Genomic DNA, 13,901 nt, shown 5'->3' on the forward strand with positions numbered 1-13,901 from the left:
TCGCGTTATTTCACAAAATTTTCACGCGTCGAAGCTTCGCACAACTCCAGGATGTTTCCATAGTGCAGGTAGGATATTTCTCAGGTGACCGACGTGACCGCTGGTCCAGAACTGGGCAGGCTCAGAATTGCCGGTGGCCAACAGGTCGCGCTCGCCCAATAGACGTTTGAGCTGACGCGCCACGGCGGCGCCGGTGTCGATCAGGATGATGCTCGGGGGGAGCATTTGCGCCAGGAGCGGCTTGAGGAAGGGATAGTGGGTGCAGCCGAGAATAATCGTGTCGCAGCCGGCGCTGAGCAGCGGTTCAACATAGCAGTGCAACATCTGGCGCAGTTCAGGGCTATTGAGGTCGCCACTTTCAATCAGCTCCACCAGGCCCGGGCAGGGCTGAGTAATCACGCGTACGTCGGTGGCAAAACGGTCGAGCAAAGCGGCGAACTTGGCGCTTTGCAGAGTGCCGGTGGTGGCGAGCACTCCGACCACGCCGCTGCGGGTGGCAGCGGCGGCCGGTTTGACTGCCGGCTCCATGCCCACCAATGGCCAGTCGGGATAGTCCTGGCGCAAATCGGCTACGGCTGCCACAGTCGCCGTGTTGCAGGCAATCACAAAGGCCTTGGCGCCTTGCTCGCGAAAAAACTCGGCGACGCGCCGGGAGCGTTCAAGAATGAATGCAGGGGTTTTCTCGCCGTAAGGGATATGCCCGCAATCGGCCACGTACAGCAGCGATTCATGGGGCAATAACTGCTGAATTTCGTCCAGCACGGTCAAGCCGCCGATACCGGAATCGAACACACCGATGGGCGCGTTCCTAACCATGCTGCGTCCCGCAGACACTGCAGCCAGGGTCGCGCTTGACGCGTAATTCGCGAAAGCGCGTGGTCAACGCATCGATCAACAACAACCGGCCGACCAATGGCTCACCGAAGCCCACCAGCAACTTCAAGGCTTCCAGCGCCTGCAGGCTGCCGACCACGCCCACCAACGGCCCCACAACGCCCGCTTCGCTGCAGGTCAGTTCGGTCTCGCTGCCGTGCCCGTATAAACAGTGGTAGCACGGGCTGTCGGCGCGACGCGGGTCGAACACCGACAACTGGCCCTCAAGGCGAATCGCAGCGCCACTGATCAATGGTTTACCGCCAGCAAAGCAGGCGACGTTGACGGCTTCGCGAGTAGAAAAGTTGTCGCTGCAATCAAGGACCACGTCCACCGCAGCTACCGCGGCCGCCAGTGAGTCGGCATCCAGCGCAGTGCGATGGGCGAGCAGTTTGACTTCAGGATTAATCGCGGTGAGACGACGTAAAGCCGATTCGACCTTGGTCCGCCCAATGCTGTCGGTGTCATGGATGATCTGACGTTGCAGGTTGGTCAGGTCAACGGTGTCGAAGTCCGCCAGATGCAACTCACCCACGCCGGCGGCGGCCAGGTACAGCGCGACGGGTGCGCCGAGCCCCCCCAGGCCGACGATCAGTGCGCGGGCGTTTTTCAGGCGCAACTGGCCGTCGATGTCGACATGCTGCAACAGAATCTGTCGGCTATAGCGCAACAGTTCCTGGTCGGTCAGCATGGGCGGCGTCCGAGGGTAATGCGTTCGTGGCCACCGAGGTCGATGCGGCTGTGCACCGCTTCAAAGCCTTCGCCCAACAACAGATCACGCACAGCGCCAGCCTGATCGTAGCCATGCTCGAGCAACAGCCAACCGCTGGCATTCAAGTGGGCCGGGGATTGGGCGATGATCAGGCGCAGATCGTCCAGGCCATCACGGCCCGCCACCAGCGCGCTGGCCGGTTCAAAACGCACATCGCCTGCCACCAGGTGCGGGTCATCGTCGGCAATGTACGGGGGATTGCTGATGATCAGGTCGAAGGTGTGACCTTGAAGCGCGCTGAACCAATGACTGTTCAGGACCGTGGCGTTTTTAAGCTGCAGGCGCTGGCGATTGCGCTCGGCCAGGGCCACCGCTTCCAACACGCGATCGACCGCGGTGACCTGCCAAGCCGGGCGCTCGCTGGCCAAGGCCAGCGCGATGGCGCCGCTGCCGGTGCCCAGGTCAAGGACCTTGGCCGGCGTGCCCGCTAGCAGCTCCAACGCGGCCTCCACCAGCAGCTCGGTTTCCGGACGTGGAATCAGCGTGTGGGGCGCGACCTCCAGGTCCAGCTTCCAGAAACCCTGCTGCCCGAGGATATACGCCACGGGTTCACCGCCACGGCGGCGTTGCAGATAGTCGGCAAAGGTCAGCGCAGCTTCGCTGCTGACGATTTTTTCCGGCCAGGTGTGCAAATAGCTGCGCGATTTGCCCAAGGCTGCGGCCAGCAACAGTTCCACATCCAGGCGCGCGGTGGGCGAGTCGGGCAGGTCGGCGGCACGCAGCAGGCTGGCAATAATGGTCATTTATTCACCTATCGCCGCCAATTGATCGGCCTGGTACTCGGCGAGCAGCGGCTCGATGACCGCGTCAACGCCACCGGCGAGAATCTCGTCGAGAGAATAAAGCGTGAGGTTAACGCGGTGGTCGGTGACCCGACCCTGGGCAAAATTGTAGGTACGGATACGCTCGGAACGGTCGCCGGACCCGACCAGCAACTTGCGCTCGCTGGCAATCGCGTTGGCGGCGGCGCTGGTCTGCTGGTCGTTGAGCTTGGCCGACAGCCAGGACATGGCCCGTGCACGGTTCTTATGCTGGGAACGTTCTTCCTGGCACTCCACCACGATGCCCGACGGCAAGTGCGTAATACGGATCGCCGAGTCGGTCTTGTTGACGTGCTGCCCACCGGCGCCCGATGAGCGGTAGGTGTCGACGCGCAAGTCCGCCGGGTTTATCTCGATGGCTTCCTGCTCGTCCGGCTCAGGCAATACGGCCACGGTGCACGCCGAGGTGTGGATACGGCCCTGGGATTCAGTCGCCGGAACCCGCTGCACGCGATGCACGCCGGATTCAAACTTGAGCTTGCCGTAGACGTTGTCGCCTTCAACCCGGGCGATGACTTCTTTATAGCCGCCGTGTTCACCGATGTTCTCGGACAAAATCTCGACACGCCAGCCGCGACGCTCGGCAAAACGCGAATACATGCGGAACAGGTCGCCGGAGAAGATCGCTGCCTCATCGCCACCGGTGCCAGCGCGGATTTCGAGGAACACGTTGCGCCCATCGTTAGGGTCTTTGGGCAGCAACATGCGTTGCAGGTCGCCTTCCAGCTCAGCCAGTTTTTCCTTGGCTTCGCGGACTTCTTCCACGGCCATTTCGCGCATGTCCGGGTCGCTGTCCTTGAGCAGCGCCTGGGCGCCTTCGAGGTCAGCCTGCACCTTAGTCAGGTGCTTGTAAGTGGCCACAATCGGCTCAACTTCGGCGTATTCCTTGGAGTAGGCACGGAACTTGGTCTGATCGGAGATGACTTCGCCATCGCCGAGCAAGGCGGTCAGTTCTTCGAAACGGTCCTGGAGCACGTCCAGTTTATTGAGCAGTGACGCTTTCATTGCGATTTTTTATCCGAAGAGCTATCTGACGCGCCCTCACCGAGGGCAAAGAGTTCTTGGGCCATGGCCAGCGCATCAAGGCGGCCTTCGGCGGTAAGCTTTTTCAACTGCACGCTGGGGGCGTGGAGCAACTTGTTGGTCAAGCCACGCGCCAGTTGCATCAGCACTTCTTCGGCGCTGCTGCCGTTGGCCAGCAAACGCTGGGCTTTGATCAACTCTTCATCGCGCAAGCGTTCACCCTGCTGACGATATGCCTTGAGCACGTCGACTGCCGCCAGTTCACGCAAGCGCACCATAAAGTCTTCGGCGCCGACGCTGACCATTTCCTCGGCCGCCTGAGCCGCGCCCTGACGACTCTTGAGGTTTTCGGCGACCACTTCGTGCAAATCGTCGACGCTATACAGGTAAACGTCGTCCAACTCGCCGACTTCCGGTTCGATGTCACGGGGAACGGCGATATCCACCATGAAAATCGGTTTGTGCTTACGCAGCTTCAGCGCGCTCTCGACCGCGCCCTTGCCGAGGATCGGCAACTGGCTGGCGGTAGAGCTGATCACGATATCACTGCGCACCAGTTCGGCCGGAATGTCTGACAGCAACACCGCGTGAGCACCGAACTGCTCCGCCAGGATGCTAGCGCGCTCCAGCGTACGGTTGGCGACTACAATACGTTTCACGCCTAACTCATGCAGATGACGGGCGACCAAGGTGATGGTTTCACCAGCACCGATCAGCAGGGCCTGGCTGCGCTGCAAGTCGCTAAAAATCTGTTTGGCCAGGCTGACGGCGGCGAACGCCACGGATACCGGGTTTTCACCGATGGCCGTGTCGGTACGCACCTGCTTGGCCGAATTGAAGGTGGCTTGAAACAGTCGGCCCAGCAGCGGCCCGACGGTGCCGGCCTCACGCGCCACGGCGTAGGCGGATTTCATTTGGCCGAGGATCTGCGGCTCGCCCAACACCAGCGAGTCGAGCCCTGAGGCGACGCGCATCATGTGACGAACTGCCGCATCCTCTTCGTGCACATACGCACTGGCGCGCAGGTCATCAAGGTCCAAATGGTGGTAATCGGCCAGCCAGCGCAGCACCACATCCGCGCAAAGATGTTCCTGCTCTATATAAAGCTCACTGCGATTGCAGGTCGAAAGGATCGCAGCTTCGCGGCTGTCGGTGAGCCGGCAGAGCTGCTGCAAGGCCTCAACCAACTGCTCTGGCGTAAACGCCACGCGCTCGCGCACGTCTACAGATGCAGTCTTGTGGTTAATACCGAGTGCGAGGAAGGCCATTCAAGATCGCTGATGATGTCGGGAAGCCGACAATTGTCCTACTTCGAAAGACCCAGAACAACCACCGTCGTCTATTGTCCTAGTAGCTTATGCCTATAAAGGCGCCAACTGAGACTCGGTTATGTTTGGCCGAAGGCTTGTGTCATGATGATCCGACCGCAGGTTAGTCGTCCTTCTCCTATATGAATAGATCTTCCGCGTTGCTCCTTGCTTTTGTCTTCCTCAGCGGCTGCCAGGCCTTGGCACCCGTGTCGCCGGACGGTACGCCGCCGGTCGAAGACAGCACCCCTGCCCCTGAAAAGCCCAAGGTTTACTCCTCGTTCAGTGAAGAAACGATCTACAGCCTGCTGACCGCGGAACTCGCCGGCCAGCGCAACCGTTTCGATATTGCCCTGGACAACTACGTGACCCAGGCCATCAATACCCAAGACGCGGGCATTTCTGAGCGCGCGTTTCGCATCGCCGAATACCTGGGCGCTGACCAGGCCGCGCTGGACACCTCGCTGATCTGGGCGAAAAACGCGCCGAATGACCTCGAAGCGCAGCGGGCAGCCGCCATTCAACTGGCGCGCGCGGGGCGCTATGACGACTCCATGGTTTATATGGAAAAAGTCCTGCAGGGCAAGGGCGACACGCATTTCGACTTTCTCGCGCTGTCGGCTGCCGACACCGACCAGGACACGCGCAATGGCCTGATGAAGAGTTTCGACCGCCTGCTGCAAAAACACCCCAAGAACAGCCAACTGATTTTCGGTAAGGCGCTGTTGCTGCAACAGGATGACGAAACCGATGCCGCGCTGAAGCTGCTGGAGCAGAACCCGCCGGAAGACGGTGAGATTGCCCCGATTTTGCTACGCGCACGCTTGCTGCAGAACCTCAATCGCAGCAAAGAAGCGATTCCGCTGCTGGAAAAAAGCATCAAGAAATACCCGGACGACAAGCGTCTGCGCCTGACGTATGCGCGCATGCTGGTTGAGCAGGACCGCATGGAGGACGCCAAAGTGCAGTTCGCCAACCTGGTTCAGCAATACCCGGACGACGATGAATTGCGCTATTCCCTGGCACTGGTGTGCCTGGAAGCCAAGGCCTGGGACGAGGCCAAGGGTTATCTGGAAGAGCTGATCCAACGCGATAGCCATGTCGATTCGGCGCACCTGAACCTTGGCCGTATTGCTGAAGAGCGTAACGACCCGCAGGCTGCGCTGCTGGAATACGCCCAGGTCGGCCCCGGCAATGACTACCTGCCAGCCCAATTACGCCAAGCCGATATCCTGATGAGTAATGGCCGCACCGACGAGGCGGAAAAACGCCTGGCGACTGCGCGCACTGCCGAACCAGACTATGCAATCCAGCTGTACCTGATCCAGGCCGAAACCTTGTCGGCCAATAAGCAGGGCGAGCGCGCCTGGAAGCTGCTGCAACAAGCCTTGCTGCAATACCCCGATGATTTGAACCTGCTGTACACCCGCGCCATGCAGGCGGAAAAACGCAATGACCTGGCGCAGATGGAAAAAGACCTGCGCCTGATCATCAAGCGCGACCCGGACAACGCCATGGCGCTGAACGCCTTGGGTTATACCCTGTCTGACCGTACGACGCGCTACGCCGAGGCCAAGGCGCTGATCGAGCAAGCCCACAAACTCAACCCGGAAGACCCGGCCGTGCTCGACAGCCTGGGCTGGGTAAATTATCGCCTGGGCAACCTCGACGAAGCCGAACGCTTACTGCGCCAGGCGCTGGAACGCTTCCCTGACCAGGAAGTGGCCGCCCATTTGGGCGAAGTGCTCTGGGCCAACGGCAAACAACGCGAAGCACGACAAATCTGGAAAAAGTTCCTCAAGGAACAACCCGAAAGCCCCATCCTGCGCGGCACCATCAAGCGCCTGACCGGATCCGAGACCCTTTAAGCTTATGTTCTTGCGCCACGTTATTATTTTCAGCTTCATCGCCTTGCTCGCCGGCTGCGCGGGAATCGGCAACCGCGAATCCGTTGAAGGCCAGGGCAACCCGGCGCAATGGAAACAACACAAGGACCAGCTCAGCAGCATCGACGGCTGGCAGATCGAAGGTAAGGTCGGGGTTCGCGCGCCGAAAGATTCCGGCAGCGGCACCTTGTTCTGGCTGCAACGCCAGGACTATTACGACATTCGCCTGTCCGGCCCACTGGGCCGAGGCGCGGCGCGTCTGACGGGGCGTCCGGGGCAAGTCAGCCTGGAAGTGGCCAACCAGGGACGCTATGAAGCGGCGTCGCCGGAAGAGTTGCTGGCACAGCAAATGGGCTGGAAGCTGCCGGTTTCGCACCTGGTCTGGTGGGTTCGCGGTTTGCCCGCGCCGGACAGCAAAAGCCGTCTGAGCCTCAATGGCGACAGCCGCCTGGCCACCCTGGAGCAGGATGGCTGGCAAGTCGAATACCTCAGCTACGTGCAACAAAGCGGTTATTGGTTGCCCGAGCGCATCAAACTGCACGGCACCGACCTTGACGTCACGCTGGTGATCAAGGACTGGCAACCGCGCAAGCTGGGGCAATAACGTGTCGGTTTTAGAAAAGCGCGGATTAGTCCTGCCCTCCCCGGCCAAACTCAATTTGATGCTGCACATTCTCGGTCGCCGTGAAGACGGCTACCACGAACTGCAGACACTGTTTCAATTTCTCGACTACGGCGATGAACTGACCTTCGCCGTACGTGACGACGGCGTGATCCGGCTGCATACCGAATTCGAAGGCGTGCCCCACGACAGCAACCTGATTGTCAGGGCCGCGAAAAAAATTCAAGAACAATCCGGCTGCCCACTCGGCATCGACATCTGGATCGACAAAATTTTGCCTATGGGCGGTGGGATCGGCGGCGGCAGTTCAAATGCTGCGACCACACTGCTGGGCCTGAATCATTTATGGCAACTGGGTTGGGACCACGATCGCCTGGCCACGCTGGGCCTGACACTCGGCGCCGACGTCCCGGTTTTCGTACGCGGGCACGCCGCTTTTGCCGAGGGCGTGGGCGAGAAACTCACCCCGCAATACCCCGAAGAGCCGTGGTATGTCGTGCTTGTTCCGCAAGTATCTGTAAGTACAGCAGAAATTTTTTCAGATCCACTGTTGACACGTAACTCTCCTCCCATTAAAGTGCGCCCCGTTCCCAAGGGAAACAGTCGAAATGACTGCTTACCGGTTGTAGCAAGGCGTTATCCAGAGGTACGTAATGCTTTGAATTTGTTAGGTAAATTTACCGAAGCAAAATTAACCGGAACTGGAAGTTGTGTGTTTGGGGGCTTCCCAAACAAAGCTGAAGCTGATAAAGTCTCGGCCCTTCTTACAGAGACCCTTACAGGGTTTGTAGCAAAGGGAAGCAACGTTTCGATGTTGCATCGCAAGCTGCAAAGTCTGCTCTAAAGGAACCGAGTACTGGGTACTCGTTGCAACAGATACAGGGGCGTCGCCAAGCGGTAAGGCAGCAGGTTTTGATCCTGCCATGCGTTGGTTCGAATCCAGCCGCCCCTGCCATTTTCTAATACTCATCCAGGTTACCCTCAGCCTCTAGGTACTGCGCGTGTCCAAGATGATGGTCTTTACGGGGAACGCCAACCCCGATCTGGCTCGACGTGTCGTACGTCAGCTGCATATCCCTCTCGGTGACATCTCTGTCGGTAAATTCTCCGACGGCGAAATTACAGCCGAGATCAATGAAAACGTCCGCGGTAAAGACGTATTCATTATTCAGCCGACTTGCGCTCCGACCAACGATAACCTGATGGAACTCGTCGTGATGGCTGATGCCTTCCGCCGCTCCTCAGCGACTCGAATCACAGCTGTAATCCCCTACTTTGGTTATGCCCGTCAGGATCGCCGTCCGCGTTCCGCACGTGTGGCTATCAGCGCGAAAGTCGTGGCTGATATGCTCACCGTGGTAGGCATTGACCGTGTTCTCACGGTTGACCTGCACGCTGACCAGATCCAGGGGTTCTTCGATATTCCGGTAGATAACATCTACGGCTCCCCAGTATTGGTGGATGACATTGAAGACCAGCGCTTTGAAAACCTGATGATCGTGTCCCCGGACATTGGTGGCGTCGTGCGTGCACGGGCTGTTGCCAAATCCCTGGGCGTTGATCTCGGGATCATCGACAAACGCCGTGAAAAAGCTAATCACTCTGAAGTGATGCATATCATCGGTGATGTCGAAGGGCGTACCTGTATTCTGGTTGATGACATGGTCGACACCGCCGGCACCCTGTGCCACGCGGCGAAAGCCTTGAAAGAGCACGGCGCTGCAAAAGTCTTCGCCTACTGCACACACCCTGTGCTGTCGGGCCGAGCGATCGAGAACATCGAGAACTCCATGCTGGACGAACTGGTGGTGACTAACACCATCCCATTGTCCGCAGCAGCTCAAGCCTGTTCGCGTATCCGTCAACTGGATATCGCACCGGTAGTTGCCGAGGCGGTTCGCCGCATCAGCAACGAAGAATCGATCAGCGCGATGTTCCGTTAAGGGTCAAACCTTACGAAACATCTCACTGACGAAAAGCGCCCCGCCCCAACCTACTGTTGGGGCGGGGCTTTTTTGCCCATATCGCCTTTAGCGCTGGTCGCAAACGCTGGGGCGAATGTGGTTATTTTGGAGATACAACATGAACGAATTTACTTTGAATGCTGAACTGCGTTCCGACCTGGGGAAAGGTGCGAGCCGCCGCCTGCGTCGTCTCGCAAGCCTGGTTCCAGCTGTAGTTTACGGTGGCGAAAAAGCCCCTGAATCCATCAGCATGCTGGCTAAAGAAATCGCCAAACTGCTCGAAAACGACGCGGCTTACAGCCACATCATCGAGCTGAACGTTGGTGGTTCCAAGCAGAACGTCATCATCAAGGCCCTGCAACGTCACCCAGCTAAAGGCCACGTGCTGCACGCTGACTTCGTTCGCGTAGTCGCCGGTCAGAAACTGACCGCTATCGTGCCTGTGCACTTCGTTGGCGAAGCTGCTCCGGTCAAGAAAGGCGGCGAAATTTCGCACGTTGTTGCCGAGATCGAAGTGACCTGCCTGCCGAAAGACCTGCCTGAGTTCATCGAAGTCGACCTGTCGGCTGCTGAAATCGGCGACATCATCCACCTGTCCGACCTCAAAGCCCCTAAAGGCGTTGAGTTTGTCGCACTGGCTCACGGTGATGACAAAGCTGTTGCAAACGTTCACGCTCCACGCGTTGCACCAGAAGCTGAAGAAGGCGCTGCAGAGTAATTCACTCTGTATTGCCGGAGCTTGAGGAAACATCGCGGACCGAAACGTAGCGAGAAAGCGGGCGATAACGCGGCGTTTACTCTTGAGTAAATGATCTTTTGTTGTCCACTTTCGCCGCACGCTGGTTGCGGCGATGTTATCCACAACTCCAAAGGAAGGGCCCCTGTCGTGACTGCCATTAAACTGATCGTTGGCCTGGGAAATCCAGGCGCCGAATACGAACAGACCCGGCATAACGCGGGGGCCCTTTTTGTTGAGCGTATCGCCCACGCCCAAGGTGTAAACCTGGTGGCCGATCGCAAGTATTTTGGCCTGACCGGACGCTTTTCGCATCAGGGTCAGGATGTTCGTCTGCTGATTCCCACTACCTACATGAACCGCAGCGGCCAGGCTGTCGCGGCGCTTGCGGGCTTCTTCCGGATCAAACCCGAAGAAATTCTGGTGGCCCATGACGAACTGGACCTGCCACCCGGCGTTGCCAAGCTCAAGCTCGGCGGCGGGCATGGCGGGCACAATGGCCTGCGCGACATCATCGCGCAGTTGGGTAATCAGAATAATTTTTACCGCCTGCGGCTCGGCATTGGCCACCCAGGCGTTGCCAGTATGGTTTCAAATTTCGTCCTGGGTCGTGCGCCACGCGCCGAACAGGAAAAACTCGATGCCAGCATCGACTTTGCCCTCGGCGTGCTGCCGGATATCTTCGCCGGTGAATGGAACCGTGCGATGAAAAACCTGCACAGCCAGAAGGCCTGACTCTTACCGAGGGGAAACACCATGGGATTCAATTGCGGCATCGTCGGCCTGCCCAACGTCGGCAAATCCACACTGTTCAACGCCTTGACCAAGTCCGGTATTGCGGCGGAGAACTTCCCCTTCTGCACCATCGAACCCAACAGCGGTATCGTGGCCATGCCGGACCCGCGCCTGCAGGAACTGGCGGCCATCGTCAATCCCAAGCGCATCCTGCCGACCACCATGGAATTCGTCGACATCGCAGGCCTGGTGGCCGGCGCGTCGAAAGGTGAAGGCCTGGGCAACAAGTTCCTGGCCAACATCCGCGAAACCGATGCCATCGCCCACGTGGTCCGCTGCTTTGAAGACGAGAACGTGATTCACGTCTCCAACAGCGTCGACCCGAAACGCGACATCGAGATCATCGACCTGGAACTGATCTTCGCCGACCTCGACAGCTGCGAAAAGCAATTGCAGAAAGTCGCGCGTAACGCCAAAGGCGGTGACAAGGATGCCGTGGTCCAGAAAGGCCTGCTGGAGCAGTTGATCGCTCACTTCACCTTAGGCAAGCCCGCACGCAGCCTGATGAAGAGCATGAACACCGACGAAAAAGCGGTGATCAAGGGCTTCCACCTGCTGACCACCAAGCCAGTGATGTACATCGCCAACGTCGCTGAAGACGGTTTCGAGAACAACCCATTGCTCGACGTGGTCAAGGCCATCGCCGAGGAAGAAGGCGCGATCGTGGTGCCGGTGTGCAACAAGATCGAAGCAGAAATTGCCGAGCTGGATGACGGCGAAGAGAAAGACATGTTCCTCGAGGCCCTGGGCCTGGAAGAGCCTGGCTTGAACCGCGTGATCCGTGCCGGCTACGAAATGCTGCACCTGCAGACCTACTTCACCGCCGGAGTGGAAGAAGTCCGCGCCTGGACCGTAAAAGTCGGCGCCACTGCGCCACAGGCTGCCGGCGTGATCCACACCGACTTCGAGAAAGGCTTCATCCGTGCCGAAGTCATCGCCTACAACGACTTCATCCAGTACAAGGGTGAAGCCGGTACCAAGGAAGCCGGTAAGTGGCGCCTGGAAGGCAAGGAATACATCGTCAAGGATGGCGACGTAATGCACTTCCGCTTCAACGTGTAAGTATCATCTGCGGTCCTCGCCGCAAACAAACAGCCGATGCATTGCATCGGCTTTTTTGTGGGCGACTGTTTCAGCCAAAACAGTACCACTTAGATCCAATCGCCTCATCTTTTAAGACTTTCCTTATTAGCCCTTCAACCTTTAACGTATAAACACTTGAAACAGATACCCCCCAAACATATCTAACTTCTCCTACACCATCCGCGCAAGCTCCTACTTTAAGATAAGCCTATAGAATCTATAATCTCGTACTGCTGACCGCTGCCTGAATAATACACAGTGATAATGGAGCACCTACTTGATGTCGGACTCCTACCCCAGGGAAATTGAAACGGACCTTTCAATCATTGAAGGGTCAGATATTGAAAGCACGCTTAACAGCACCGCATCACTCAATATTGACATCCTGCTGCTCGGCGAGACCGGTACAGGCAAAGATACTTTGGCCCAACGGGTTCATCGTCTATCGGGGCGAAAAGGTAACTTCGTTGCCGTGAACTGTGCGGCCATCCCGGAAAGCCTCGCGGAAAGCCAATTGTTCGGCGTAAACAGCGGCGCCTTTACCGGGGCCATGCAGTCGCGCGCCGGATTTGTCGAAGCCGCTCATCTGGGCACCCTGTACCTCGATGAGATCGACAGCATGCCCTTGAACCTGCAAGCCAAACTGTTGCGGGTGCTGGAGTCGCGTGGCGTCGAGCGCCTGGGCTCAACCCGTTTTATCCCGGTCGATATGCGCGTCATCGCGTCGGCGCAGCAGTCACTGCACCAAATGGTCGAGCAGGGCACCTTCCGGCGCGACTTGTACTTTCGCCTGAACGTCGTCAGCCTCCAACTCCCCGCCCTGCGGGACCAAAGAGAGCGGATTATTCCCTTGTTCCTGGCGATGGTCCAACAAGAAGCGAGCCATTTCAAATGCCCTGCCCCGACCCCGCCTGGCGAGTTGTTGCAACAGCTGTTGTGCCACGCTTGGTTGGGCAACGTGCGAGAGCTGCGTTCAACAGCCAAGCGTTTCGTACTGGGCCTACCACCGCTTTCACTGCCTCTGAGCAACCAGCAACACAGCGAAATGAGCCTGAAAGCACGCTTGCAACAGATTGAAAAAGCACTGATTGAAGAGTCGTTGCGACGTAACGAACACTGTGTAGATAGCGTGGCAGTTGAGCTGAAGGTCGCCAAGCGTACGCTCTATTACCGAATGAAACAGCTCGATGTACAGCTGGCATAAAGCGCTTGGACGTATCACCGACAATTGCCTGCTTGCTCTTCCTGTTACATCACGCAGATAGAAAAAATATGACGAAATAATTCTTCACAACTCTTCTCCCGCAGAATTGGAACGCTTCATCGCCTGTAGACCACATACTCAACGAGCGATTTCAATAGCGCTCATAACGACCGATAGCGATAAGCCGTTATCGAATTTATCGAAAGTTCAAGAGGTGAATTATGCTAACTGGCGCAAGCAGCCCGCAAACTAACGCTATCAGTGCGATCTTAGACCAAAAGAGCTGGGATAGCGTAAAAGCAACCGAAAAAGATAGGAAAATCGCTGAACAGAACGCAGAAGTTAACAACTCCAAGGCTATACGTTACTAGGCAAACCAAGCCTTCTCAACTCGCCCGTTGAGGAGGCTTTTACTTAACGTGGGTCACCACACTCGATACTGTCGATAGAGGGACATATGCTCATCAGCCACGCAGACCTCACAACGAACGCAAAGATCAACACCGGGTCGGATACGTCTGCTGAGAATCATCGATCTTCTGACCTCAATTTTTTCCAGGCCGAAATGAGCAAGACCGATCAGCCCGATAAAAGAAGCCCACGCGCCGTAGCCGCTACCGACTCAGCCTGGGGCACCAGTGAGTCGTCGGCAATATCGACGCGTCTTTCCAAAGGGTTTCGGGACGCTAGCAAGAACAAGCGTATGAACGAGCTCCCCCAATTGCTTGCCGAATCGCATGTCAATGTGATCTCACAGGTCAAAGTAGTTGGCGCAATCGCAAAAGCCTGCGACAAAATTTCAAGCATGGGGTAGA

General features: G+C 57.7%; 14 protein-coding genes and 1 tRNA gene. 10 read left to right on the forward strand and 5 right to left on the reverse strand.

The genetic code is table 11. The features are described from left to right. Positions 1-21: 21 nt before the first annotated feature. The 5 genes from murI to hemA are packed head-to-tail and all read right to left on the reverse strand — an operon-like array spanning position 22 to position 4,757. Positions 22-816 carry a glutamate racemase gene (gene murI, locus FW764_RS15705; protein ID WP_446434682.1) on the reverse strand — a complete coding sequence of 265 codons (795 nt, stop codon included), beginning with the start codon at positions 814-816 and terminating at the stop codon, positions 22-24. Beyond that, positions 809-1,564: a molybdopterin-synthase adenylyltransferase MoeB gene (moeB, locus tag FW764_RS15710; RefSeq protein ID WP_446434683.1), complete on the reverse strand. Its 756-nt coding sequence runs from the start codon at positions 1,562-1,564 to the stop codon at positions 809-811. The genes murI and moeB overlap by 8 nt, the downstream gene beginning before the upstream one ends. Next, positions 1,558-2,388 (reverse strand): peptide chain release factor N(5)-glutamine methyltransferase, encoded by an 831-nt coding sequence (gene prmC / locus FW764_RS15715; RefSeq protein WP_446434684.1) that lies wholly within the window; start codon positions 2,386-2,388, stop codon positions 1,558-1,560. Before prmC ends, moeB begins: the two co-directional genes overlap by 7 nt. Next, positions 2,389-3,471 (reverse strand): peptide chain release factor 1, encoded by a 1,083-nt coding sequence (prfA, locus tag FW764_RS15720; protein WP_094948898.1) that lies wholly within the window; start codon positions 3,469-3,471, stop codon positions 2,389-2,391. Continuing rightward, entirely contained in the window at positions 3,468-4,757 is a 1,290-nt protein-coding gene (gene hemA / locus FW764_RS15725; RefSeq protein WP_446434685.1) for a glutamyl-tRNA reductase, read from the reverse strand. The genes prfA and hemA overlap by 4 nt, the downstream gene beginning before the upstream one ends. A gap of 182 nt (positions 4,758-4,939) precedes the next feature. On the opposite strand from hemA, the gene FW764_RS15730 reads away from it, so the two are divergent. From FW764_RS15730 to FW764_RS15775, 10 genes are all read left to right on the forward strand, one after another. Further along, the gene (locus tag FW764_RS15730) at positions 4,940-6,664 is read left to right on the forward strand and encodes a tetratricopeptide repeat protein (RefSeq protein WP_446434686.1); all 1,725 of its coding nucleotides are present in this window, start codon (positions 4,940-4,942) and stop codon (positions 6,662-6,664) included. Between the two features lie 4 nt (positions 6,665-6,668). Next, positions 6,669-7,286 carry a lipoprotein insertase outer membrane protein LolB gene (gene lolB / locus FW764_RS15735; protein ID WP_446434687.1) on the forward strand — a complete coding sequence of 206 codons (618 nt, stop codon included), beginning with the start codon at positions 6,669-6,671 and terminating at the stop codon, positions 7,284-7,286. 58 nt (positions 7,287-7,344) lie between these two features. After that, on the forward strand, positions 7,345-8,148 hold the full coding sequence (ispE, locus tag FW764_RS15740) for a 4-(cytidine 5'-diphospho)-2-C-methyl-D-erythritol kinase (protein ID WP_446434752.1): 804 nt from the start codon (positions 7,345-7,347) through the stop codon (positions 8,146-8,148). A gap of 36 nt (positions 8,149-8,184) precedes the next feature. Continuing rightward, positions 8,185-8,259, forward strand: a tRNA-Gln gene (locus tag FW764_RS15745). Between the two features lie 46 nt (positions 8,260-8,305). After that, on the forward strand, positions 8,306-9,247 hold the full coding sequence (locus FW764_RS15750; RefSeq protein WP_003208392.1) for a ribose-phosphate pyrophosphokinase: 942 nt from the start codon (positions 8,306-8,308) through the stop codon (positions 9,245-9,247). A gap of 139 nt (positions 9,248-9,386) precedes the next feature. Then, the gene (locus FW764_RS15755; RefSeq protein WP_083360256.1) at positions 9,387-9,986 is read left to right on the forward strand and encodes a 50S ribosomal protein L25/general stress protein Ctc; all 600 of its coding nucleotides are present in this window, start codon (positions 9,387-9,389) and stop codon (positions 9,984-9,986) included. Between the two features lie 168 nt (positions 9,987-10,154). Then, positions 10,155-10,739, forward strand: a complete 585-nt coding sequence (pth, locus tag FW764_RS15760) for an aminoacyl-tRNA hydrolase (protein ID WP_010213318.1) — start codon at positions 10,155-10,157, stop codon at positions 10,737-10,739. A 21-nt stretch (positions 10,740-10,760) separates the two neighbouring features. Next, entirely contained in the window at positions 10,761-11,861 is a 1,101-nt protein-coding gene (gene ychF / locus FW764_RS15765; protein ID WP_446434688.1) for a redox-regulated ATPase YchF, read from the forward strand. A gap of 301 nt (positions 11,862-12,162) precedes the next feature. After that, on the forward strand, positions 12,163-13,086 hold the full coding sequence (locus FW764_RS15770; protein ID WP_446434689.1) for a sigma 54-interacting transcriptional regulator: 924 nt from the start codon (positions 12,163-12,165) through the stop codon (positions 13,084-13,086). Between the two features lie 457 nt (positions 13,087-13,543). Beyond that, on the forward strand, positions 13,544-13,900 hold the full coding sequence (locus tag FW764_RS15775) for a hypothetical protein (protein WP_446434690.1): 357 nt from the start codon (positions 13,544-13,546) through the stop codon (positions 13,898-13,900). The last annotated feature ends 1 nt before the right edge of the window (position 13,901 follow it).

This window comes from Pseudomonas sp. 1152_12, assembly GCF_052850675.1.

Coding starts and splice junctions, on each gene's coding strand:
- moeB (WP_446434683.1), bottom strand. CDS start 1,564: ATGCTGACCGACCAGGAACTGTTGCGCTATAGCCGACAGATTCTGTTG.
- FW764_RS15770 (WP_446434689.1), top strand. CDS start 12,163: ATGTCGGACTCCTACCCCAGGGAAATTGAAACGGACCTTTCAATCATT.
- prmC (WP_446434684.1), bottom strand. CDS start 2,388: ATGACCATTATTGCCAGCCTGCTGCGTGCCGCCGACCTGCCCGACTCG.
- FW764_RS15775 (WP_446434690.1), top strand. CDS start 13,544: ATGCTCATCAGCCACGCAGACCTCACAACGAACGCAAAGATCAACACC.
- FW764_RS15730 (WP_446434686.1), top strand. CDS start 4,940: ATGAATAGATCTTCCGCGTTGCTCCTTGCTTTTGTCTTCCTCAGCGGC.
- ychF (WP_446434688.1), top strand. CDS start 10,761: ATGGGATTCAATTGCGGCATCGTCGGCCTGCCCAACGTCGGCAAATCC.
- hemA (WP_446434685.1), bottom strand. CDS start 4,757: ATGGCCTTCCTCGCACTCGGTATTAACCACAAGACTGCATCTGTAGAC.
- prfA (WP_094948898.1), bottom strand. CDS start 3,471: ATGAAAGCGTCACTGCTCAATAAACTGGACGTGCTCCAGGACCGTTTC.
- FW764_RS15755 (WP_083360256.1), top strand. CDS start 9,387: ATGAACGAATTTACTTTGAATGCTGAACTGCGTTCCGACCTGGGGAAA.
- lolB (WP_446434687.1), top strand. CDS start 6,669: ATGTTCTTGCGCCACGTTATTATTTTCAGCTTCATCGCCTTGCTCGCC.
- murI (WP_446434682.1), bottom strand. CDS start 816: ATGGTTAGGAACGCGCCCATCGGTGTGTTCGATTCCGGTATCGGCGGC.
- ispE (WP_446434752.1), top strand. CDS start 7,345: ATGCTGCACATTCTCGGTCGCCGTGAAGACGGCTACCACGAACTGCAG.